This window comes from Streptomyces sp. NPDC002386 (assembly GCF_053593175.1).
This window is the reverse complement of sequence record NZ_JBSFBX010000001.1, coordinates 57,043-78,924: the sequence shown is the minus strand read 5'-3', so window position 1 is coordinate 78,924 and position 21,882 is coordinate 57,043. Positions and strand designations below refer to the sequence as shown.

General features: G+C 70.8%; 23 protein-coding genes. 8 read left to right on the top strand and 15 right to left on the bottom strand.

Annotation, left to right across the window (positions count from 1 at the left end; genetic code table 11):
• Positions 1-11 precede the first annotated feature (11 nt).
• Complete coding sequence (locus tag ACWCPN_RS00380; protein ID WP_451201412.1) at positions 12-296, bottom strand: hypothetical protein; 285 nt, start codon at positions 294-296, stop codon at positions 12-14.
• 323 nt (positions 297-619) lie between these two features.
• Here ACWCPN_RS00380 and ACWCPN_RS00375 point away from each other — a divergent pair, with 323 nt between their 5' ends.
• Genes ACWCPN_RS00375 through ACWCPN_RS00350 form a run of 6 tightly spaced genes read left to right on the top strand, consistent with a single transcriptional unit; the run spans position 620 to position 7,028 of the window.
• Positions 620-3,373 carry a BTAD domain-containing putative transcriptional regulator gene (locus tag ACWCPN_RS00375; protein WP_451201410.1) on the top strand — a complete coding sequence of 918 codons (2,754 nt, stop codon included), beginning with the start codon at positions 620-622 and terminating at the stop codon, positions 3,371-3,373.
• Positions 3,370-4,479, top strand: coding sequence for a hypothetical protein (locus tag ACWCPN_RS00370; RefSeq protein ID WP_451201409.1), 1,110 nt, complete (start codon positions 3,370-3,372; stop codon positions 4,477-4,479). Before ACWCPN_RS00375 ends, ACWCPN_RS00370 begins: the two co-directional genes overlap by 4 nt.
• On the top strand, positions 4,476-5,429 hold the full coding sequence (locus ACWCPN_RS00365; protein ID WP_451201406.1) for an alpha/beta hydrolase: 954 nt from the start codon (positions 4,476-4,478) through the stop codon (positions 5,427-5,429). Before ACWCPN_RS00370 ends, ACWCPN_RS00365 begins: the two co-directional genes overlap by 4 nt.
• Positions 5,426-6,010 (top strand): histidine phosphatase family protein, encoded by a 585-nt coding sequence (locus ACWCPN_RS00360; RefSeq protein WP_451201403.1) that lies wholly within the window; start codon positions 5,426-5,428, stop codon positions 6,008-6,010. The genes ACWCPN_RS00365 and ACWCPN_RS00360 overlap by 4 nt, the downstream gene beginning before the upstream one ends.
• 8 nt (positions 6,011-6,018) lie before the next feature.
• Positions 6,019-6,633, top strand: coding sequence for an acyltransferase (locus tag ACWCPN_RS00355; protein ID WP_451201401.1), 615 nt, complete (start codon positions 6,019-6,021; stop codon positions 6,631-6,633).
• A gap of 32 nt (positions 6,634-6,665) precedes the next feature.
• The gene (locus ACWCPN_RS00350; RefSeq protein ID WP_451201399.1) at positions 6,666-7,028 is read left to right on the top strand and encodes a 5-carboxymethyl-2-hydroxymuconate Delta-isomerase; all 363 of its coding nucleotides are present in this window, start codon (positions 6,666-6,668) and stop codon (positions 7,026-7,028) included.
• A 4-nt stretch (positions 7,029-7,032) separates the two neighbouring features.
• On the opposite strand, the gene ACWCPN_RS00345 is transcribed toward ACWCPN_RS00350, so the two are convergent.
• From ACWCPN_RS00345 to ACWCPN_RS00325, 5 genes are all read right to left on the bottom strand, one after another.
• The gene (locus tag ACWCPN_RS00345; RefSeq protein ID WP_199210289.1) at positions 7,033-7,722 is read right to left on the bottom strand and encodes a TetR/AcrR family transcriptional regulator; all 690 of its coding nucleotides are present in this window, start codon (positions 7,720-7,722) and stop codon (positions 7,033-7,035) included.
• A 36-nt stretch (positions 7,723-7,758) separates the two neighbouring features.
• Positions 7,759-8,808 carry a PDR/VanB family oxidoreductase gene (locus ACWCPN_RS00340; RefSeq protein ID WP_451201398.1) on the bottom strand — a complete coding sequence of 350 codons (1,050 nt, stop codon included), beginning with the start codon at positions 8,806-8,808 and terminating at the stop codon, positions 7,759-7,761.
• Positions 8,808-9,704 carry a metal-dependent hydrolase gene (locus tag ACWCPN_RS00335; RefSeq protein WP_451201397.1) on the bottom strand — a complete coding sequence of 299 codons (897 nt, stop codon included), beginning with the start codon at positions 9,702-9,704 and terminating at the stop codon, positions 8,808-8,810. Before ACWCPN_RS00335 ends, ACWCPN_RS00340 begins: the two co-directional genes overlap by 1 nt.
• A gap of 92 nt (positions 9,705-9,796) precedes the next feature.
• Positions 9,797-11,707: a hypothetical protein gene (locus tag ACWCPN_RS00330; protein ID WP_451201395.1), complete on the bottom strand. Its 1,911-nt coding sequence runs from the start codon at positions 11,705-11,707 to the stop codon at positions 9,797-9,799.
• A gap of 63 nt (positions 11,708-11,770) precedes the next feature.
• Complete coding sequence (locus ACWCPN_RS00325; RefSeq protein WP_451201394.1) at positions 11,771-12,289, bottom strand: tetratricopeptide repeat protein; 519 nt, start codon at positions 12,287-12,289, stop codon at positions 11,771-11,773.
• A gap of 118 nt (positions 12,290-12,407) precedes the next feature.
• Here ACWCPN_RS00325 and ACWCPN_RS00320 point away from each other — a divergent pair, with 118 nt between their 5' ends.
• Complete coding sequence (locus tag ACWCPN_RS00320; RefSeq protein ID WP_365123118.1) at positions 12,408-12,800, top strand: hypothetical protein; 393 nt, start codon at positions 12,408-12,410, stop codon at positions 12,798-12,800.
• A 79-nt stretch (positions 12,801-12,879) separates the two neighbouring features.
• Here ACWCPN_RS00320 and ACWCPN_RS00315 read toward each other — a convergent pair whose 3' ends face one another.
• The 9 genes from ACWCPN_RS00315 to ACWCPN_RS00275 form a co-directional block, all read right to left on the bottom strand.
• On the bottom strand, positions 12,880-14,469 hold the full coding sequence (locus ACWCPN_RS00315; protein ID WP_451201391.1) for a DUF1996 domain-containing protein: 1,590 nt from the start codon (positions 14,467-14,469) through the stop codon (positions 12,880-12,882).
• A gap of 175 nt (positions 14,470-14,644) precedes the next feature.
• A complete protein-coding gene (locus tag ACWCPN_RS00310) occupies positions 14,645-15,298 on the bottom strand; it encodes a response regulator transcription factor (protein ID WP_392291372.1) in 654 nt (217 codons plus the stop codon).
• Positions 15,283-16,554 (bottom strand): sensor histidine kinase, encoded by a 1,272-nt coding sequence (locus ACWCPN_RS00305; protein WP_451201388.1) that lies wholly within the window; start codon positions 16,552-16,554, stop codon positions 15,283-15,285. The genes ACWCPN_RS00310 and ACWCPN_RS00305 overlap by 16 nt, the downstream gene beginning before the upstream one ends.
• A gap of 51 nt (positions 16,555-16,605) precedes the next feature.
• Positions 16,606-17,631 carry an NAD-dependent epimerase/dehydratase family protein gene (locus ACWCPN_RS00300; protein ID WP_451201386.1) on the bottom strand — a complete coding sequence of 342 codons (1,026 nt, stop codon included), beginning with the start codon at positions 17,629-17,631 and terminating at the stop codon, positions 16,606-16,608.
• Between the two features lie 67 nt (positions 17,632-17,698).
• Positions 17,699-18,286, bottom strand: a complete 588-nt coding sequence (locus ACWCPN_RS00295; protein WP_392291370.1) for a winged helix-turn-helix domain-containing protein — start codon at positions 18,284-18,286, stop codon at positions 17,699-17,701.
• 119 nt (positions 18,287-18,405) lie between these two features.
• Complete coding sequence (locus ACWCPN_RS00290) at positions 18,406-18,528, bottom strand: hypothetical protein (RefSeq protein ID WP_451201385.1); 123 nt, start codon at positions 18,526-18,528, stop codon at positions 18,406-18,408.
• Positions 18,529-18,680: 152 nt separating this feature from the next.
• Positions 18,681-19,712 (bottom strand): glutamine synthetase, encoded by a 1,032-nt coding sequence (glnII, locus tag ACWCPN_RS00285; protein WP_451201382.1) that lies wholly within the window; start codon positions 19,710-19,712, stop codon positions 18,681-18,683.
• A gap of 351 nt (positions 19,713-20,063) precedes the next feature.
• Positions 20,064-20,795, bottom strand: a complete 732-nt coding sequence (locus ACWCPN_RS00280; protein WP_451201379.1) for a hypothetical protein — start codon at positions 20,793-20,795, stop codon at positions 20,064-20,066.
• Positions 20,796-20,915: 120 nt separating this feature from the next.
• A complete protein-coding gene (locus tag ACWCPN_RS00275) occupies positions 20,916-21,284 on the bottom strand; it encodes an arsenate reductase family protein (protein ID WP_451201377.1) in 369 nt (122 codons plus the stop codon).
• 260 nt (positions 21,285-21,544) lie between these two features.
• Between ACWCPN_RS00275 and ACWCPN_RS00270 the strand changes: the two genes are divergently transcribed.
• On the top strand, positions 21,545-21,859 hold the full coding sequence (locus ACWCPN_RS00270) for a hypothetical protein (protein ID WP_451201375.1): 315 nt from the start codon (positions 21,545-21,547) through the stop codon (positions 21,857-21,859).
• Positions 21,860-21,882: the final 23 nt, after the last annotated feature.

The following is a 21,882-nucleotide window of genomic DNA, read 5'->3' as shown; positions in this document are numbered from 1 at the left end:
CGCCCCTCGCCTCATCGTGAGCGCCCCCGGTCCCGTCGCTTCAGGGCGCGGACGGCGACGTCGTAGGCCATGCTGCCGAGCACCAGCGCGACCAGCGGCCAGACGACGGGGGAGTCGGCGGGGATTCCGCCCTGGAGCAGCACCCCGCTGAGAGTGCCGGCCCCGACCACGCCCGTGCCGACGGGTGGACGGAAGCTGGGCACGGGGAAGTGGATGCGCACTTCCTTGCGGGGCCGCTGGTCATCGTTGTGCTGAGGCGGGGCCGCGTCGGTGAGGCCCGCGCGCTTGGGGGACATGGTTCCTCCTGCTGGCGGTCGAGGGTCAGGTCAGCCTGCCGCCGGGCGCTTTCGTGTGGCTGTCGGCGGCGAAGGGTCGCGCTGACGCGTCGCCGGCCTCGGCGGCAGCCGTGGTCCCGGGGAGCCGCTGGACCCCTCGTTCCGGCTATTTGCCGATTACTGAGGGTGCTGATGTGCTGATGTTCGGTAATATGTGCCCTCGCTCGCGCGGGCAGCGACAGCCGATCGTCAGTGAATCGGCAGCGCCACTGCATACACATGGCAGCGTCAGGTCCTCCCGACGCGACGTTCCATGCCTGGGGGGCAGGAGGAGGGGAACGCGCGTGGAAATCCGTATTCTGGGCTCGGTCGAGGCACGGGGGCCCGACGGGACCATCTCCATGCGGGGGAAGACGGCGGCATTACTGGGAGTGCTCGCACTGCAGTCCCCGCGACCGGTGGAGAAGCAGCGGCTGCACGACATCATCTGGTCGGGTCAGGGGCGGCTCAACGTCGTCGAGGGCAAAGTACGGGTGGTGCGCGACAAGCTAGGGCTCGGCACGAACGAGGTCATCAGCACGCGGGGTTCCGCCTACCAACTCGAGGCTGACACCGACATTCAGCGCTTCCACGACCTGGTGCGACTCGCGGAGAACCACAGCGCGGCCGCGGAGCTGCGCAGCGCGGCCGAGACCTACGCACGGGCACTTGAACTGTGGCGGGGAGACATACTGCCCGAGCTGACCGATGAGCTCATTCGCAGTGAGATCACTGCCCTGGAACACCAGCGTCGCGCTACGCACCTGCGGCGGATGCGAACACTTCTGGACCTGGGCGCGCACGGTGAGGTGCTGGGCGCCGCGGAACAACTGCTCGTGGAGGACCCCTACTGGGAGGAGGTCCTTCACCTCAAGGTCCAGGCGCTATACCAGGTCCGAGGGAGCCACGCAGCCTCCGCGTTGATGCGGCAGTTCGGCGAAGACCTGGCCGAACAGGGGCTCGACCCGTCCCCGGAGTGGAAGGCACTGGCCTTACGAGTCCTCAATCACGAGCTACCGGTCGTGCCCTCGGTCGCACAAGGACCGTATACCGGCCCGTCCGAACCGGTGTCGACGACCATGCCCGGCGGCGGTCTGCCGCTCGACAACATCCCACCGGCGACGTACGCGAAGTTCGTCATGAGAGAGCGGGTCTGGGCACGCCTCGAGGAGGCCGTCGGCCAAGGGCTGCCCGTGATCAGCCTGATCGGCATCGGAGGGTCCGGGAAGTCCACGATCGCGCGTGAGTTCGCGGTGCGGCAACTTTACGAAGCTTCACGGTTCAAGGGTGCCGTCTGGATCTCGGACGGGGAGCAGGCCGGCTCGACCACCCTGAGCAAGGTGCTCGACACCATTGCGCTGACTGCGGACTACTCCGGCCTGATCGCTCTGGAACTGACGCAGAAGAAGCTCCAGGTGCGCCGTCTGTTGCGGCGTGTCCCGGTGCTGCTCATCGTGGACAATCACGAGACCATCGAAGATCCGGAACTCGACGAATGGCTGCTCACAGTTCCGGAGCCGAGCAAGGTGCTGGTGACCAGCATCACGCACGCGAGCGCCCTGAGCGCGCACGCCTTTCAGGTCGAGATGACGGGGCTGACGGCAGAGGAGGCTGACGACTTCTACGCGCAGTGTCTCAACCGCATCGGATTACACGACCTTCTCGGCAAGCGCAAGGAACTCGACAATCTGTGGCGGGTCGCTCAGGGTAATCCGCGGCTCATCGAATGGGGCATCGGACAGGTCAAGCGCCGTGGCCGCTCGCTGGGCGAGGTGGCCGAGGAGATCGGCAACGCACCCGGCGGTGATCGCAGCGGCGACGTTGTCCTGCGTGACCTGTTCCGGGAGAGCTGGACGTCTCTGAGCGTGCCCGCCCGGCGCGTCCTCGGCACACTCGCCTGTTTCCCGTACGGCGCGGAGCGCGAGACGCTGCGCCAGGTGTCCGGCTGCAGCGGCAATCTGGAAGACGCACTGGCCGAACTCACCGACTACTGCTTCGTCTCCCGTCAGGTGAACAACGGCTGCACGGAACCGCACTACGTCGCCTACCCCTTAGCGGCCAATAGGCTAGCCACACTCCAGAGCCCGCCGATGACCGCCATCAGGGAACGCTGGTTGAGCTACTTCGTCGAACTCACCCGCGCTATCGGCTTCTGTCCGGACGACGTCGGCCGACTACGACGGTTGGACGTACCCGGCCGCCGTCAGAACATGGAGTTCGCCCTGACGTGGGCGGCTGAGCACCAATGCAGCCAAGAAGTGATCGACATCGCTAAGGGCGCCCGCTACTACTACTACGTACGTGGTCTGTGGGCGACTCAACCGGACATCCACATGCTGCGTGCGGAAGCCGCCCGGGATATCGCGGACCCGGCGGAGGAGTTCGACGCGCTCGTCTACCACCTGAACATCGCCGCCAAGCAGGAGAACCAGGCCCGGGCCCAATCGCTGCTGCCCCGCGTACAGGAACTGTTGAGAGAACATCCCGACCGCCTCAATGAGAGGAAAGTCGGCGAGTACCGGCACGCGATGGCCCTTCACCTGCTCGCGCAGTACCGGTTTGTCGAAGCCGAACGGCATTGGCGTGCCAACCTTTTGAGCCCGGAGGCGCTCGGTCCGGCGAATTACAGCGCCAACCTGCGCTGGCTTGCCGTCTGCCTGGCACGCACGGGCACCCGCAGCGAGGAAGCGCTCGACCTGTTCGAGCGGGCGCGGGCACACGCACGGTGCCACGGTTACCGGCGAGCGGAACTGCTTGTCGACCTGCAGGTCGCCGAACTGCGCCTGGCCATGGACAGCAGCCCGGAAGTCACCAGGGAAGTCCTCGGCGATCTCGATGAGCGGACCGCGCAACTCGACCACATCGCGGACCAGCGCTACCAGGCCGACCACAAATGGTTGCTTGGCCAGGCCCACCACCGACTGGAGAACTTTCGTGCGGCTGGCGCCCTCCTCCGGCAAGCGGCTGATCTCTACAGCAAGATCGGTCTCGTCGAACGTGCCGCCCAAGCTCGGTCCCTGGAAGTCACCTGCACAACTCCCCCAAGGAGGCAGTCGTGAGAATGCTGCGGGATCCGGATGCCACCCAACGTGAGATCGTCGGGCATCTACGCACCACTGAACACCTGCTGGCTCAGGTGGCCACCCTGCTGTCCGGTCATGACTGCGACGCAGAAATCATTCCGATGCCTGATCTCGGGCTGCCGCACAATGTGCGCAGGATCCACGGGGGCTTCTTCACGGGCGCCTACTATCGGTGGGAAACTACGGTGCCCTTGGTTCCGGTCGATGCCACCGTCAACCTGTGCGGTGTAACGCTCTTCCGGATTGAGGACGACTTCGCCGACGAGCAGGATTTCCGGCAGCGTGTGGAGGCGGCCCGGACCGTTCTGGTCGAGAAGTCCAGTTATGTCTGGAACTTCACAACCGGTAATCACTTCGTGATACTCGCGGAGAACCGCACTCCGGGGGTGTTGCCGCAAGGGCGCTACCTGGTCCTCCACGCGTCTGCTGCGGAGTTCAAGAACCAGTACAACGGTCTGTACCCCGCCCTCGGGAACTGGTACCACGACGAAGTGCGCGTCCTCTCCGGGAAAAACGGCCGGTACCTGCGGTATCTGAGTGGAAAAGCCGCCGAACGCTTCGCGCACATGGTCGCGATGATCGAGCATTACCAACATGAACGGCAACGAATGTGCGCGGCTCTGATTCTGGGCGCGGAAGCCAGGATCACGGAGGAGGTCTGCTCCGTCCTTCACTACGGGATGCCGGACACGTCGTCCGTCGCCATCGGCTGTCAGTGGCTGCCCGACGACGAGCCGCGGTCCCTTCTGCTCACCCGCCCTGGCGCCCCGCTCTACCTGATTCGCGCCGAGACGGGCGGCGCCAACCGGACCAGTACGTCGAACGGCCCCGTGACGCTGACGCCGCACGGCCTAGGTGTCCGGGCTCTGGAACCGCTGGAGCTTGCCTACGGCGACGACCACCTCGTCCTGGGCGGCCGGCGTCTGTCGCTGGACCAGTCCCTCGCCGGACAGGATTTCGTCGCCATCCGGGACTTCGACCGGGACACCGACCTGCCACGGATCTTCGGCGACTGTCCGGGCTCTGTGGAGGCGGAGCTTCACCAGGTGTACTCCTACCACCGCACCCAAGAGGAACGATGAACACGCTCGATCCCCAAGCCCAGGCACTCCTCGACGCGGCGGCGGCCAGTGGTCTGCCGCCCGTACATACACTGCCGCACCAAGAAGCGCGAGAGAGGATGCGAGCCGCCTTCATCCAGGGCGAACCCGAACCCATCCACAAGACCGAAGACCTGCGCATCCCCGCCGAACACGGCGCCATCTCAGCGCGTCTGTACCGTCCCGCCCCCGCTGAGCCTCTGCCGCTCGTGCTCTTCTTCCACGGTGGCGGCTGGACCGTCAACGACCTCGACACACACGACAGACTCTGCTCCCTGCTGGCCAACGGATCGCACAGCGCCGTCCTCGCCGTCGACTACCGGCGCGCACCTGAGCACAAATATCCCGCCGCCGCAGACGACGCGTGGACCGCCCTTCTGTGGGCGGTCGGCAGCCATCATCAATTGGCTGTGGACCCCGGCAGGATCGCGGTGGCCGGTGACAGCTCGGGAGGGACCCTCGCCGCGGCGCTGGCACTGCGCGCTCGTGACCAGGGCGGTCCCGCGCTGACCCAGCAAGTCTTGTTCTACCCCGTCACCGACTACCTCGATCCGCCGACGGCCTCGTACGTCTCGTGCGCGACCGGCTACTCGCTCAATCTCCCCTTCATGCAGTGGTCGTGGCGCAATTACTTGCCGGCGACCTGGTCCCGGGACGACGCCCACTTGTTTCCGCTTCGCGCCCCCAGCCTGGTGGGTCTGCCGCCGGCGCTCGTGCTCACCGCCGAGTTCGACCCTCTGCGAGACGAGGGCATCGCCTACGCCAAACGACTCGAGGCGGCGGGAGTGCCAACGGATCACTGGCATTTCGCCGACCAGATGCACGGTTTCGCCATGCAGACCAGGGCCATCGCGCGGGCGAGGGAGGCGGTCGGGGACGTGGCGGCCCACCTCGCCGAAGGCTTCCAGGCGAAGCTGGGGGACCACTCATGACCGCTCGTCCGCTCACTGTGGTGCGTCACGCCCCCACGGAGTCCAACGGCGCTCACGTCTTCATGGGCAGCAGGGATGTGCCGGCGACGGCGGAGGGGCTCCAGTTGGCTGCAGCCGGCTCGGCCGAATTCAGCGCACTGGGCTGCACATCGATCTTCGCCTCGCCGCTGCAGCGGGCCTCGGCGACGGCGCGTGCGCTCTTCCCCGATGCACACGTCCGAACGGACGCCAGACTCGCCGAACGGGATCTCGGAGAGTGGGCCGGCCAGTCCCAGGAGCGGGTGCGAGCCGACTATCCCGCGGCGTTCCTCGACAACGGCGTCCTGGACCCGCGTTTTACCCCGCCCGGCGGTGAGGACCTGGCCGCATTCGAGAGGCGCATCCGCTCCTTCCTCGGAGACATGGGCTCCAGTCAGGACAGCAGTCCCGCCGCGGTGAGCCACAACGGATGGATCCGGACGGCTATGTACGTCCTGGGTCGCATCGCTGTCGAGGAGATCTTCACCGAGGGAGTTCCCTTCCTGCAGCCGATCCATCTCGATCTGCGCCCCCTCATGGCCGGTCGGATTCCATCGTCATGAGAAAGGAGATGGCCGCCTACGAGCGCGGCCACCATTCACCGCAACCGCTCTACCAGGCGCATCAGGCCTGTCGGCGAGCTGAGTTCCGTGTTCTCCGCCTTGTGGCCGGCTCGGTGCGGACCGGATCACACAGCTGGCACCTGCTGCAGGACCGTCTCGCCCGTACCTCGTCGATCGGTCTCGACCTGGAGATGAGGTCTTGGTTCTACAGCCGCACGTTGCCCCGCTGCGGTGACCTGCTGTGCGTTTTCCCGGACGTCACCATGCACTACCCGCTGAACATCCGGGTCGGCGCGGAGGTCTTCATCAACCGAGGGGTGAACATCACCGCGCCAGCTCCGGTCACCCTCGGTGACCACTGCCTCATCGGTCCCTACACCGTCATCAACAGTGGTAACCATAGGTTCGCGGACGCCAAGCGGCGCATTCGCGACCAGGGGCACGACCTGGCACCGATCACCATCGGCAGGGATGTCTGGCTAGGTGCGCATGTCACCGTCCTGGCCGGGACGAGGGTCGGTGAAGGGGCGGTGGTCGGGGCCGGTGCCGTGGTTACCCGTGACATACCAGCTCACAGTGTGGCCGTGGGAGTGCCGGCACGCGTGATCGGACACAGGTCGTAAGGTGAGGCCGACGCCTTGGAACAGGAGTGCTCATGCCGCAGATCACCGTCGACTACTCCCACACCATGGAGGCCGCCTTCGACCGCGCCGGCTTCGCGCGGGAGCTGCACGAGGCGACCGCCGGGATCGCGGCGGCGAAGCCGGAGGCCTGCAAGACGCAGTTCCGGCCGAGCGCGTACACGGTGTTCGGCACCGAGGACCCGACGGCACAGCGGGACGCCGTCGTGCACGTGACCATCGGGCTCCTCGCCGGCCGCAGCGACGAGACGAAGGCACGGCTCACCGAGGCCGTGCTGGAACTGCTCCAGAAGTACGTCGGCGAGGCGGACCTGAGCGTGCACGGGTCCGCCGAGATCCGCGACCTGGACGCGTCCTACCGGAAGTTCGACCGGTAGGCGTCTAGGAAGCCAGGGCGATGAGCCGGCCGACGAGCTCCGCGAAGGGGCCGTCGGCCGGCTCGTTCCGTACCATCGAGCGCAGCAGCAGCGCCATGTCCGGGTCGTGGGCGGCGCTGACCGCGGCCAGGGCCGCGAAGTCGTGCACGAGCTGGACCTCCAGTTCGGCACGCGGGACGCGCCGGCCGTCCAGCCAGATCAGTGCCGTCGACTCGGCCAGCGAGATCCAGCTCCGGACGACCAGTTCCAGGCGCGGGGGAGCGTCGGTGACGCCCAGGTGCGCGAGCATCTGCTCGTAGGCGGCCTGGCGCACCGAGTCGATCAGCGCGTTGGTGGTGGAGGAGCCGACCGCCGGGCCGCCGCGCATCAGCGCCGAGAAGCCGGGCCCGTGCTCGTCCACGAAGTCGAAGTAGCGGCGCATCACCCGCAGCAGCCGGGCCCCGAGCGGGCCTTCGTGCGGCTCGGCGAAGCGACTCGCCAGATCCTCCGAGGCACGCTTCAACGCGGCCTCGTACAGGCTGAGTTTGCCGGGGAAGTAGTGGTAGACCAGCGGGCGCGAGATGCCCGCGGCGGCCGCTATCTCGTCGATGGAGACCTCGTCCGGCGAACGCCTGCTGAACAGGTCCAGGGCGACACCGATCAGCTGCTGCCGCCGCTCCTCCACGCCCATCCTGCGGCGAACCCCGGTAGTCATACGAACACCTTACCGATCGAATTCGGCCGTCGGCGTTCACATGTCGAGCACCAGCCGGTCGCTCCTGGCCCGCGACACACAGATCAGCATCGAGTCGGCACGCTCCGCGTCCGTCAGCAGCTCGTCCCGGTGATCCACCTCGCCCTCCACGACCCGCTGTTGGCAGGTTCCGCAGAAGCCCTGCTCGCAGGAGTAGGCGGTGTCCGGCAGTTCGCTCCGCACGGCGGCCAGCACGGAGGAGCCGGCCGGGACCGTCAACGTCCGCCCGCTGCGCCGCAGCTCCAGCTCGAACCCGGTGTCCCCCGCGGCGGACGTGACGGCGGCGAACCGCTCCAGGTGCAGCGTGGCACCCTCCGGCAGCCGTGCCTCCACGGCGGCCGTCAGCCCCTCGGGCCCGCAGCAGTACACGGCCGTGCCCTCGGGCAGACGGGCGAACAGCGCGTCCAGGTCCGGGCGCCCGTCCTCGTCCTCCGCGACGAGTGTCAGCCGGTCACCGGCCAGTTCCCGCACCTGCTCCAGATACGGCATCGAGGCCCGGGTCCGCCCGCCGTACAGCAGCCGCCACTCGGTGCCGTCCGGCAGGGCGCGCAGCATCGGCAGGATCGGCGTGATGCCGATACCGCCCGCGACGAACACGTACGAGGGCGCTGGGCGGAGCGGGAAGCGGTTCCGGGGCCCGCGCACCTCCAGTTCCATCCCCTCGGCGAGCTGCTCGTGCACCTCGCGCGAGCCGCCCCGCCCGTCCGCCACCAGCCGGGTGGCCAGCGTGTACGAGGAGGTGTCCGCCGGGTCGCCGCACAGCGAGTACTGCCGCACCAGCCCCGACGGCAGCACCAGGTCCAGATGCGCGCCGGGCTCCCAGCGCGGCAGGCCGGGGCCCTCCAGGCGGAGTTGCACGACCCCCTCGGCGATCGTCTCCAGCCCGGTGAGCAGCGGCCGCCGGGTCCGGGCACGCGGGCGGCCGGAGACGGGCGGGTCCAGGGCGGGCAGCGGCCACAGCGGTGAGGCCCGCACCCGGCGGCGCAGCGCCCGCCGGGTCAGCAGGGCGGCGCCCGCGACCAGTGCGACGGTCAGCGGCTTCGGCATCACGACCCGTCCTTCCGTGCGGCCGACGCGGCGGGGGAGGCGGCCAGGTAGGCGACGGCCTGGGCCGTGGAGCCCTCCTGCGAGGGATGGTAGGAGCGGCTGAGATAGCGGGGGATGGAACGCAGCATGGCACCGGTGGTGGGCAGCGTGCCGCGCCGGCCGCTGCGGTGGAACTCCGCGAAGGTGGCCCGGCCGTCCACGAGGGTGGGGTCGTTCTCCATGAAGAAGCGCGCCCCCCGCTGCCAGAGGAACACCAGGGCGCCGAAGGCCGCCGCCCAGGTGCGCGCCCGGCGCCGGTAGCCGCCGTCCAGGTGCTGGAAGAGGTCGAAAGCCACCGAGCGGTGCTCGACCTCCTCGGCACCGTGCCAGCGCAGCAGGTCCAGCATGGTCGGATCGGCGCCCCGCCGGTCCAGTTCAGCGGCGTTGAGCACCCAGTCGCCGAGGAAGGCCGTGTAGTGCTCGATGGCCGCGATGAGCGCGACCCGCTCCAGCAGCCACCACCGGCGCGCCCGGCCCGGCGGCAGGGTGCGGTCTCCGAGCAGCTTCTCGAAGAACCAGTCGACCTGCGCGGTGTACGGGGTCGGGTCGAGCCCCTGCTCCCTGAGGTGCGGCAGGACCTCGTCGTGGGCCTGGGAGTGCATGGCCTCCTGCCCGATGAAGCCGATGACGTCCTCGCGGAGCCGGTCGTCCCGGATCAGCGGCAGCACCTGCTTGTACACGTGCACGAACCACCGCTCACCCGCGGGCAAGAGCAGGTGCAGCACGTTGATGGTGTGCGTGGTGAACGGGTCGCCGGGCACCCAGTGCAGCGGTGTGTCCTTCCAGGAGAAGGACACGTCGCGGGCCTTGAGCGGTATCCGCTCGGACTCCACCGGCCGGGCCTGCTTGTTGGACATGGCGTCAATGTACTGACGGGTAGGCCCGCTGAGAACCCCTCTGCGCCGCCTTGTTGACGCCAGTGTCAGCTAGACCCGTGGCGCACGTCCGGCTAGCGCAGTCCGCCGATCGTCCTGCCGTCCTTCAGTGTCCCCTTCAGATCGGCCCGCGTGCCCTGACCGGCCTTGACCGCCATCAGCGGCCCCTGGCCGGCCGCGGTGATCCCGCCGCTCGCCCGGATCCCGGTGACGTCCGGGCCACCCGCGGCCAGCAGGTACCAGTCCCCGGTCCTCGCCTTCCACAGCACCCCGGCCAGCACCTGCGAATCCCGGGGACCGCAGGCCGCCACGTCGGCGCCCTTGGCGACGACCGCCCCGGCGGTCCCGCCCGGCGTCCGGAACTGGGCCAGCGCGGCCGTGCCGCCGCCGCGCCAGGTCTCCGCCCTGGTGCACGCCCACTGGCCCGCACCGCTGCCGTCGGGCAGCGGCTGCTGGGCGAACCCCCAGGCGTTGACGCCGCGCACCCCCACCGAGCGCTGCGTGGCCAGCGAGCAGGCGAACGGCGCCCAGGTCCGCAGCCCCTCGGTCCCGGCCGCCTCGGCGGGGGCGCCCGGACGCCCTGCGGTGAGATGGGCGGGCACCAGCTCGCCCAGATCGGTGTGGAGCTGGTCGCCCGAGGGGCCGGTGAGCTGGAGCACGTTCCACGAGGTGCAACTGCCGGTCCGCAGGGCCGGGCTGGCCAGCGGCGCGGTGACACCGTCGGTGACGGGCAGCGGCAGCGGGGCCGCGTCCGGCTTCATCAGGTCCCGCTGGGCGGCCCTGCGCACCCAGGGAGCGGTCAGATAGCGCACGTTGCCGTCGGAGCGGCCCAGCACCAGCGCGCTCGCCTCCGTGCCGGTCGCGCCGTCGACCCGGGCGAAGTCCAGGGCCGCGCCCACCGTGCCGTCCCTGGGCTCGGCGTAGCGGGCGATGCGCAGGCCGTCGTAGAGGATCACCACGCGCGCGCTGTCCACGTCGCCCGCGTACAGCAGCTGGGGCGGCCCCGCCGGGCCGCCGGTCTGGGTGCCCGGGGTCGCCGAGACGCGGACCGTCTCGCCGGGCCGGGCCCAGACGGCGAGGGCGCGGCGCAGCAGCGCCCGGTCGCCGGTGAGCGTGCCCCGCGCCGGCCACACGGAGAAGTCGGTGCGGGCGGCGGACCGCCAGGCGGCCGGGGCGATCCGGACCAGCTTGCCGGGGTCCAGGGCCGCCTCGGCCGCCGGGTTCCCGGCGTAGAGCGGTGCGGCGGCGCCGTCGGGGCCCCAGCCGCCGCCCGGCAGGGTCACCAGCGCCCCGCACACCGCGAGCGCGGCCGCCGCGGCGAGCGCCGCCTTGGAGTGCTGGCGGCGGCGCACCAGGTCGGTGGGCCGGGCCTGCAGCGAGCAGGGGTCGAACTCCGGGGAGCAGAGCAGGGCGTCCTGCGCGGGCACCCCGTTGGCCTCGGAGAGCGCCGCCTCGGGCCGGACGACCCCGGCGGACGTGAGGATCCCGCGGACGCCGGAGTCCGGCAGCCGCTCCAGGCCGCGCAGCACGTACACGGCGCGGGCCGGACCGGACAGCACGGACAGCCGCTGCTCCAGGGCGAGTTCGTCGGCCCCGCCGGAACGTGGGAACAGCCGCAGGCCCCACACGCGGGGGAGCAGCGGGGGCGGTGACGGCCACGGACGGCCCCGGCGGGTACGGGCGGCCGCCAGCGCGGTGCGCACGACCTCCTGGCGGACGAACGCGTACCCCGGGTCGCCGTCCCGGCCCGCGGACTGGGCGGGGATCACGGACTTGCGCCGGCGGCCCCGGGGCAGGGCGCGCTGGACGAGGGCGTGTGCCGTCAGCACCCGGCGGCCGCGGCCGAGGTCGGGTGGCAGGACCAGGTAGGCGAGCCGGACCAGCCGCGGGTAGTGCTCGACGAGCGCGGCCTCGGCCTGGTCGACGCCGACGTCCCGACCGGCGGCGGTTTTCGAGTGACGGTGGGCTACATCCTGTGACTGCACATCCCGGTGAACGAGCGAGCCGTCCGCAGGTCACCGCCGGGCGGGCGGCTCACACCGGGCGGCTCACCCCTCCGGTTCGACCAGCAGGCGGGCGTAGTTGGCCATCGACCGCTGGTAGCGGGGCAGATGCGGGGCGAGGGCGCCGAGCACCAGGGACAGGCCCTCGCGGTCGCGGCCCAGGCTGGACAGGCACAGGGCGAGGCAGGCCCGCACCGCGTCGTCCAACTCGTCCGAGGGGGCGTCGAGTTCGGGGGTGAGCAGGGCGACGCCCTCCGCGGCCCGCCCGGTGTTGCGCAGCGAGCTGGAGAGCTGGATCCGCGCCCGGCGGCCCTTGTAGCCGTCGAGGCCACGCGCCAGCGCCTCCCGGTACAGCGGTACCGCCCGGTCCGAGTGGCCGGTGGAGTCCCAGGCGCAGGCCTGCTCGAACGGGCCGAGCGCGCTGCCCTCCGGCAGCTCGGCCACGAGTTTGTCGATCAGGTCGCGGAACTCCTGCGCGCGCTCCTCCGGATAGTCGTCGAAGGAGGCCCAGGCGGCGGTCACGCGGTCTTCCCAGTCTTGGTTCACCGGGTCACCCTCGCACACCTGTGCCCGCCACCGCCGTGGATTTGAGCGCACCGCGCCCCGCGCCCGTATCCGTTGGACGGGGTCCCGTCCAGGGGCTCCACGCGGCATGCTGGGGCGTACCAGGACCGGAGGAACGATGAGGTTGACACGTGCGGTGCTCGGCGCCGCGGCCGTACTGGCGCTGGCGGGCTGCGGTGCGGGCGGGGAGGGCGAGAAGGTGCCGCCCACCGCGTCCGGCAGTCTGGAGAGCCTGGCCGCCGAGGTGCGATGCAAGCCGAACATGCAGACCGACGCCGACGAGATCCGCCAGGCGATCTGCCGCAACGGCGACGGGAAGTTCATCCTCGCCACCTTCGCCACCGACCGCGGCCAGCGCGAGTGGATCAACGACGCCAAGGACTACGGCGGCCACTACCTCGTCGGCCGCAAGTGGGTCGCCGTCGGGGACGACGGCGTCGTCCAGGCGCTGCGCGGCACGCTCGGCGGTGACGTGGAGACCGGCACGGACCACCACGCGCACAGCGGCTGAGCCGCCGCGCGGACACGGCGAAGGCCGGTGGCGGGAGGGACCCGCCACCGGCCTTCTGCCGTTCGTGCGTCTCAGAAGATCACGCGCAGTTCTGGCCGCGGTTGACGCAGTTGGCGATCTTGTTGGCCAGTCCGCCGGTGGTGACGCTGATGAAGTCGTCGTGGTCGGTGGCGGCCTTGTGCAACTGCTCGGGGAAGCCGTCCACCGCGTAGGCGTTCTTCACCTGGCCGTTCTGCACGGTCGGCGGGGTGATGTTGTACACGAGGCGCATCGTGAGCTGCGGAATGGCCTTGAAGCCGTTCTGGCAGTTCCCGTTGGCATCGGCGAAGGCCACGTGCGTGCGGTGGTTGGCGCTGTCGACGTTCTGCCCGTCCCAGCAGCTCTGGAAGGCGAACGTGCGCACCACCTTGCTGCCCTGCGGGCAGATCGGGTACTGCGTGGTCAGCTGCACCTTGTTCTCGAAGCCGGTGCAGCTCCAGTGCGCGTTGGCGTTGGCCAGACCGTTGGTGGTGGTCTTGGCGTCACCGGTGATGATCCGCAGGAACTGCGGCATCGCGACGACCTTGGAGGTGGGGCTGCCCACGTACTTGATCTGGGCCTGCGCCGGCACCAGGATCTTGCCGACGTTGCCCTCCTTGCCACCGCCGTCCGCGTTCTGGTCGAAGTCCTGCGAACCGTCCTGGATCCGGACCACGGGCCAGTAGTACGACGACAGGTCGTTCCTGTTCTGGCAGCTCGTGCCGCCCTGGAGGAACGTGTTGTTGCTGGAGAACGCGTTGACCTTCTGGTTGCCGACGTAGTCGTGCAGGTGGTGGGCGCCGTTGGTCACGCCGGGCGCCACGATCACGTTGTCGGTGTTGTGGTTCTTGTTCGCGTTCACCCCGCAGCGCGTGGTGAACGTGCCGGTCGACGCGTTGCCGGACCTGCGGGGCTTGGCCCGCACGTTCGCCTGCACCTTGGTGATGTCGACGAAGTCGGCCGCGGCCGGGCCGTTGCCGGCCTGCCCGCCGTTGTTCTGCTGCTGGCCGCCCTGCTGCTGACCGCCTTGCTGCTGACCGCCGTTCTGCTGCTGGCCGCCCTGCTGCTGGCCGCCTTGCTGCTGTTGCCCGCCCTGCTGCTGGCCGCCGTTCTGCTGCTGACCGCCCTGCTGCTGTTGACCGCCGTTCTGCTGCTGTCCGCCGGTGGTCTGGTTGGCGTTCTGGGCCGTGCAGGTGGCCAAGGTGTTCAGGTCGCCGGGCGCGGTCCCGCCGACGCGGGTGATCTCCAGCCTGATCCGGTCCAGGATGGCCTTGCGCCGGTCCTGGAGCGGCTGCAGGATCGAGTTCTGGACGAAGCTCGTGTCTCTGGCCTGCGCGTCCCGCGTGGTCGCCAGACGCTGGTAGGCGTCGGTGATCTGGCGGTCGAGGTTGGACAGCTCGCCGGCGACCTCGCCCCGGGCCTGGTTCGGCACGTTGGTCAGCTTCTGGCCCACGTCCGGACAGGAGATCGTCGCGACCTGCGCCGTCGCGGCCTTCGTCTGGTTGCCTCCCCACGACTGGTGGTTCGACTCGTGCGCCGAGGCGTAGAAGTTCGCCCAGATCAGCCCGCCCCCACCGAGCGCTAGGGCCGCCGATGCGGCAATGGCCTTGGTGGCCAGCGGCGTACGGCGTTTTCGTGTGTTGCGTCCCATGGAACTCCTCTGACTTCCTTGCGGGGCAGCATCGAGGCGCCCGACAGGAGTGAAGCGGCGTCCTTCCATACGGACGCCGCCCCGGAGGTGTTCAGCCGTCTGTCGAACCGGTCGGCGGAACGCCGTGCGTCACAGGCCTCAAATGGCCCTTGACCAGCGTTAGTTGAGTTTCGAATCAGCGGCCGCGGTCGAGGTACGCCAGCACCGCCAGGACGCGCCGATTGTCATCGTCCGACACCTCGAGGCCCAGTTTGGTGAAGATGTTGGAGGTGTGTTTGGCGATGGCCCGTTCCGTCACCACGAGCTGCCCGGCGATCGCCGCGTTCGAGCGGCCCTGCGCCATCAGCTCCAGCACCTCCAGCTCGCGCGGGGTGAGATGCCCGAGCGGCCGGTCGTCGGCCGCCCGCCGGGACAGCAGCTGCTGGATCACCTGCGGGTCCATCGCCGTACCGCCGGCGGCCACCCGCCGTACCGCGTCCACGAACTGGTCGGCGTCGAAGACCCGGTCCTTCAGCAGATAGCCCACCGCGCCGCTGCCGTCGGCCAGCAGCTCACGCGCGTAGAGCTGCTCGACGTGCTGGGACAGGACCAGCACCGGCAGCCCGGGCCGCTCCCGCCGGGCCCGCAGCGCGCACTGCAGGCCCTCGTCGGTGTGCGTGGGCGGCAGACGCACGTCGACGACGGCGACGTCCGGCTTCAGCTCCGCGAGGGCGCGGTCGAGTTCGGGCCCGGACTCGACGGCCGCCACGATCTCGAAGCCGTAGGCCTCCAGCAGCCGGACCAGTCCGTCGCGCAGCAGGAAGAGGTCTTCGGCTAGGACAACGCGCACGGCAGCTCCATGGTGACCAGGGTGGGACCGCCGGCGGGACTGCTGACGGCCAGGACGCCGTCGAATGTACCCAGCCGCCGCTCCACCCCGGCCAGCCCGGACCCCGCGCCGATCACCGCGCCGCCCCTGCCGTTGTCGGTGACCGTGATCCGCAGCATCCCGTCGGCGTGGTGCAGGTCGACCCAGAGCCGGTCCGCACCGGAGTGCTTGACGGCGTTGGTGAGCACCTCGCTGACCGCGAAGTAGGCGGCGGACTCCACCGGCGCGTCCGGCCGGCCGGACAGCTCCACGGCCACCTCGCCCGGCACCGGCAGCCGCAGCGCCAACGCCCGCACCGCGTCCCCGAGTCCGCGCTCGGCCAGCACCGGCGGATGGATGCCCCGCACCAGGTCGCGCAGTTCCTCCAGGGCCTCCACGGAGTTGCGCCGGGCCTGGGTGAGGAGCCGTCTGGCCTGCTCCGGGTCCTTGTCGAGCAGCATCTCGACGGTCCCGAGATCCATGCCCATCGCGACCAGCCGGGCCTGGGCGCCGTCGTGCAGGTCCCGTTCGATGCGGCGCAGTTCGGCGGCCGAGGTGTCCACGGCGTCGCGCCGGGTCTCGGTCAGCACCCGGACCCGCTCGGTGAGTTCGCCCCGGTCCGCGCCGAGGACGTTCCGGGTGAGGCGGAAGTGGGCGGTCAGCAGCCGCGGGGCGAGGTGGTAGGCGGCGACCAGCAGGACCGCCGCGGTGGCGGCGGCGCCGAGCGCGCTCGGCTGGTCGGTGACCGGTACGAAGCCGTACCAGTAGGTCCCGCCGGACGCCAGCACCCGCCACAGCCCGGCGGCGGCGGCGAAGCCCTCGAACGGATAGAGGCACAGCACCGCGGGCAGCAGCGCCGTGGCGAACCCCGCCGTCATGTCCACCGGCAGCCACAGCAGGTCCCGCCGCACCTGGCGGTCCCGGAGCATCGTGAAGGTGCGCGTCCAGGGGTTGGCGCCGGCGGGCACGGGCCGGTACGCCGCCGGGATCGGCACCCCGCCCCACTCGGCCGCGAGCCGGCGCCGGGTGTCCGCGACGTTCCGCACCCCACCGAGGATCCAGGGGGTCGTGACGATGCCGATGCCGATCGGTACGAGCGCGATGGAGACGAGGCTCAGCGTGAGACACAGCACCGCGACGGGCAGCGCCGTCACGGCCAGTACGAGCCCCCGTACGGCGGCGAGTGCGGCGTCCCGTGCCCGCGCGCGCACCGCGCCGCCCTTCGTGTCGGTAGTCATGCGGCCAGTCTGGCCGAGCCCCGGGCGGCGGTCACTCGCCCGGAGCCCCGGTCAGGGGGTGGTGCCAGGTACACCCCGGGCCGCCGCGAGCACCTTTTCCTCCACCCGCGGATCCACCCCCACCGAGGTCCGGTCGGGCCGCTGCGGTGCGGTGCCCCCGATGTCGGTCAGCCACCGCCAGGTGTCCGCCACGGTCTCGCCCGCGGAACGGCACACCAGACCCGTGGCCAGGGCCCGGGAGACGTCCGAGCGGTGCACGGCGTCGTACATCTCGCCGTCCGGCGGCACCCACACCGGCAGCCCGGTCCACGGCTCGATCCCGGCGTCCAGGATCAACCGCGGTTCGGTCCAGCACAGTTCGGCGTCCGCGCCGGTCACCCGGACGCAGGCCTCGAGCAGCTCGCCCATGGTGGCCGTACCCGGCGGGCCGACCAGGTCGTAGGGGCCGCTCAGCGACCGCTCCACCGCCCCGAGCAGCCAGCCGGCGAGGTCGCGTACGTCGATGTACTGCACGGCCAGATCACGCGGCCCCGGCGCGAGGACCGGGCCGCCGCGGGCGATCCGGTTCAGCCACCAGGGCAGCCGGCCCACGTTCTCGTACGGGCCGAGGATCAGCCCCGCCCGGACCAGCAGCGAGTCCCCGGCGCCGAAGGCCTCCACGGCCGCGAGTTCGCCGCCCCGCTTGTCCCGCGCGTAGTCGGTCGCCCCGGCGTCGGCGGCGGCGCCCTCGACCAGCGGGGCGTCCTCGCGGGCTCCCCCGGGCCAGGGCCAGGCGTACACGGACCGGCTGGAGACGTAGACGTACCGGCCGGCGCGGCCGCGCAGCAGCCGCGCCGCGTCCCGGACCGCGACGGGCGCGGCCGACCAGGTGTCGACCACCGCGTCCCAGGTGCCGTCGTCGCCGGCGAGGGCGGCGAGCCCGTCGGGCGCGGTGCGGTCGCCGTGCAGGGACCGCACCCCCGCGGGCGGCGCGTGCCGTCCCCGGTGGAAGACGGTCACCTCCCAGCCGCGCGCGAGCGCGGCCTCCACGACGGTCCTGCCCACGAACTCCGTACCGCCCAGCACCAGAAGTCTCATGCCGGTGAGGGTGCCCGGTACCGGCCCGGGGAGGGAAGGGCTGTCTGCCGAGGGCAGACGGCCCGGCTCAGTCCCCGGTCGGCGGGGTGTACTTGTAGCCGACCCGGCGCACCGTCTGGATCGACCGGCGGTGCCGCTCGCCCAGCTTCCGGCGCAGCCGGGCGATGTGGACGTCGACGGTACGGCCGTCGCCGACGTGGCCGTAGCCCCACACCGTGGTCACGAGCCGGTCGCGGGTGTGCACCTGGTTCGGGTGCGCCACTAGATGGGCCAGCAGCTCGAACTCCAGGTAGGTGAGGTCGAGTTCGCGGCCGTCGACACTGACGGTGCGCTGTACGGCGTCGATCCGCACCAGCGGGTCGCCGCCCGTCCCGGCCGCCGGTCCGTCCGCCGCCCCGGGGCCGTCCGGCAGTGTGACCGGCAGGAACGGCGGCCGCTGGTCGGCGGGGACCAGCACCAGGTAGCCGACCATGGGCGGCTGTCCGGGGAGGCTGGGCAGGGTGTGCTGCGGCGCGGGCAGCCAGGTGGCGCCCGGCGGCAGGAAGTCCGCGACGTCCACGACCTCGTCCCGGTCGACGGCCCGCAGCCGGTGCCGGGAGCCGCTCTGGGAGGGGGCGGGAAGGGTGGCGGTGGAGAGGGAACGAGTGGTCGCCATGAGAGGTCAGCTCTTTCGCGCGAGGAGTTCGTCGGAAGGTGCGGCGGCCGCGATTCGTGGTCGGGCGCGCCGGGAGACGTACGTCGTTCCGCGCTGGCCGAAGGCCTGGGTGTACGGCTTTAGAGGGCCCGCGCGTTCGCCGCGCGGCAACACACCCGGTCGAAGTCGTGGTGCTGACGGGAGGGCCAGAACGGCTCGAGGTCGTGACGACCCGTCGCGGTGAGGTTCTGGAGGCTGGCCATGACCCCATTGAAGCAGACGCGGGCCCCCGGCAGGACCCCTCTCTCACAGCTTGGACGCCGCCCGGCCCGGAGCGGAGCCCGCGCGCGTGACCGGGGACGCCGAAGGGGCGCCCGCCGTCCCGGCGGGCGCCCCTTCGGGGAAGCGGTGCGGATCAGACCTGGCCGGCCTTCTCCAGCGCGGAGCAGCAGGTGTCCACCAGCAGGCGGGTCACCACGTACGGGTCCACGTTGGCGTTCGGGCGGCGGTCCTCGATGTAGCCCTTGCCGTCCTTCTCGACCTGCCACGGGATGCGGACCGAGGCGCCGCGGTCGGACACGCCGTACGAGTACTCGTTCCACGGGGCGGTCTCGTGCAGGCCGGTGAGGCGGTCGTCGATGCCGGCGCCGTAGTTCTTGACGTGGTCCAGCGGCTTGGAGCCCTCACCGAGCGACTCGCACGCGGTGATGATCGCGTCGTAGCCCTCGCGCATCGCCTTGGTGGAGAAGTTGGTGTGCGCGCCGGCGCCGTTCCAGTCGCCCTTGACCGGCTTGGGGTCCAGGGTCGCGGAGACGCCGAAGTCCTCGGCGGTGCGGTACAGCAGCCAGCGGGCCACCCAGAGCTGGTCGGAGACCTCCAGCGGGGCGAGCGGGCCGACCTGGAACTCCCACTGGCCGGGCATGACCTCGGCGTTGATGCCGGAGATGCCCAGGCCCGCCTTCAGGCAGTTCTCCAGGTGCGCCTCGACCACGTCACGGCCGAAGATCTCGTCGGCGCCGACACCGCAGTAGTAGCCGCCCTGCGGGGCCGGGAAGCCGTTCTCCGGGAAGCCGAGCGGGCGGGTGCCGTCGAAGAAGGTGTACTCCTGCTCGATGCCGAAGATCGGCTCCTGCGCGGCGTACCGCCCGGCGACCTCGGCCAGCGCGGCACGGGTGTTGGACCGGTGCGGGGTCATGTCGATGTCGAGGACCTCGCACAGCACGAGGATGTCGTCGCCGCCGCGGATCGGGTCCGGGCAGGTGAAGACCGGCTTGAGCACGCGGTCGGAGGAGTGGCCCTCGGCCTGGTTGGTGGAGGAGCCGTCGAAGCCCCAGATCGGCAGCGACTCGAGACCGGCCTGGGCACCCGTGATGATCTTCGTCTTGGAACGCAGCTTGGCCGTCGGCTCGGTGCCGTCGATCCAGATGTACTCAGCCTTGAAGGTCACGGGGCAACATCCTTCGGGGGTGGGTCGGGCGCACTCGCGGGTGCTCGCGGCGCTGCGGCACCGGAGCACCGCGTCGATCTGCCCGGCAGCCTGTCAACAGGCGATTTCCCGCCCATTGCTCGAATGTGAACCCCGTGTTACCCGGTCGTTCTGTGTCCGGACTCACGCTGTGAGGCGGCGCGCGGTTGCGTACGACGGGGTGCCGGCGAAACGGCGGCGGGCCGCGACGCGCCGGCCGGGCCGGGTACGCCGCCTGTTCCTCCTGCACCCGGCTCCTGCTCCGCCGGGTGCAAGGCGGCGTACCCGTCGCCCTGCCGGTGCCGTCGCGGCCCGCCCCTCACCGGCCGGCCCTCACCCCACCTTCTCGATGAGCGCGCGGCGGATGAGGAACTTGCCCGGCTCCCGGACCTGTTCGAAGGCGGCGTTGTTCAGCAGCGCGCAACTGCCGGAGACCGAGGTGACCTTCACCGTCGTGGACTTGTTGTTGTCCAGGTTGGTGACCTTCAGGGTCGTGCCGGCCGGGAACTGGTTGCTGGACGCGGCCGGCGCGCCGCCCTCACCGGAGAGCGTGACGGTCGAGCCCTTGCACACCTGCTGGCCCGAGGCCGCGGCCCCGCCGGCGTCGTTCCCGCCGGCCGCCGGGGCCGAGGGCTGCGCGGACTGCTGCGCCCCGCCGGCCTGTGCGCCGGCGCCCTGCTGCGCGCCGGCCCCCTGCTGCCCGTCGCCCTGCTGGCCGCCCTGCGCCGCCTGGGAGTCCTGAGCCGACTCCCCAACGGTGCATCCGGCGGCCTTCTGCTGGACCTCGATCTGCTTGATGACCGCCTCGCGGTTGGCGATCCGGGCCGCCGACTGCGCGTCCGGGTTCGCCTTCTGGTCCGCGATGAACTTGTCGTTGTTGCCGTGGGCCGTGGCCAGCCCCTGGCAGACCGTCGAGTCCCCGGCGGACAGCGTCCGGGCGTTCTGCGGGCTCTGTGCGGCGTTCGAGGTGGACGCCAGCGCGAAGGCTCCGCCGCCCGCCACCGCCGCGGCGCTGACGAGCAGCGCGAGCTTCTTCTTCGTGCCGAGAGTTCTCCTGCGCGACATGCGCGCCTCCTGAAGAGGTAGGGGAGCGTACGCCGCTATGTACGAGATCCCGAACAGGGTTACTCAGCGGTCACCGGGATTCCTCCAAGTAACCTGCGTCACAGCGTGGTTGGGCCTCGTTCAGCTCCTGCTCCGGGACACCGCCTCCCGCACGGCCTCCTCGGAGCGGCCCACCAGGGCGGTCCCGTCGTCCGCCGTGATGATCGGCCGCTGGATCAGCTTCGGGTGCTCGGCCAGGGCCGTGATCCACCGGTCCCGCGTGCTCTCGTCCCGCGCCCAGTCCTTCAGCCCCAGCTCCTTGGCGTCGGCCTCCTGGGTGCGGGTGATGTCCCACGGCTCCAGCCCGAGCCGGCCGAGCACGGCCCTGATCTCGTCCTCGCTCGGCACGTCCTCCAGATAGCGGCGGACGGTGTAGTCGGCCCCCTCGGTGTCGAGCAGGCCGATGGCGCCGCGGCACTTGGAACAGGCCGGGTTGATCCAGATCTCCATGCGGCACACCGTACGCGAGAAACGGGCCGGCACCCGCTCCGGGGGCGGCCTCGGAGCGGCGAGTCTGTTCGAATTTCCGATGCCTCACCAGCACCTCCCGAACCTGCCGTGACGTAGCGGCAACTCCCTTCTTCACCTGCGTATTTGAGGCTCGTTCGGGCTGCCTGAATGTCAGTGCCCGGCAGTAGAATGGGAGCAGTGTTCGAGGGAGTCGCCGGAGGCCTTCCGGTGGATGCCCTGACCGCGACAGGAGGATGCCCGTGCCCGCTGCCGCCCTGAAGTCCAAGCCGCTGCCGACCCAGTCCACCGCCAAGCGCTCCGTCCGGCTCGACTCGCCCTACGCACCGATGGAGAAGCGCCCGCTGCCGGCCGGGCGGCCCCGCGAGTGGTACGTCAGCCACAACCGGCGCCTGAAGGCCATGCGCCTCGCCATAGCCATGCTCGACACCGGCGTCTACCTGCCGAACCAGGCCCACGACGAGGCGATCCGCGGCACCGCCGAGCGGATCGGCGTGCACCCGCCGTCGGCCACGACGTGCCACATGGTGCGGGCGCTGATGCGATACACCCGGTGAGAACAGGTTCCGGGTGCCCCGGG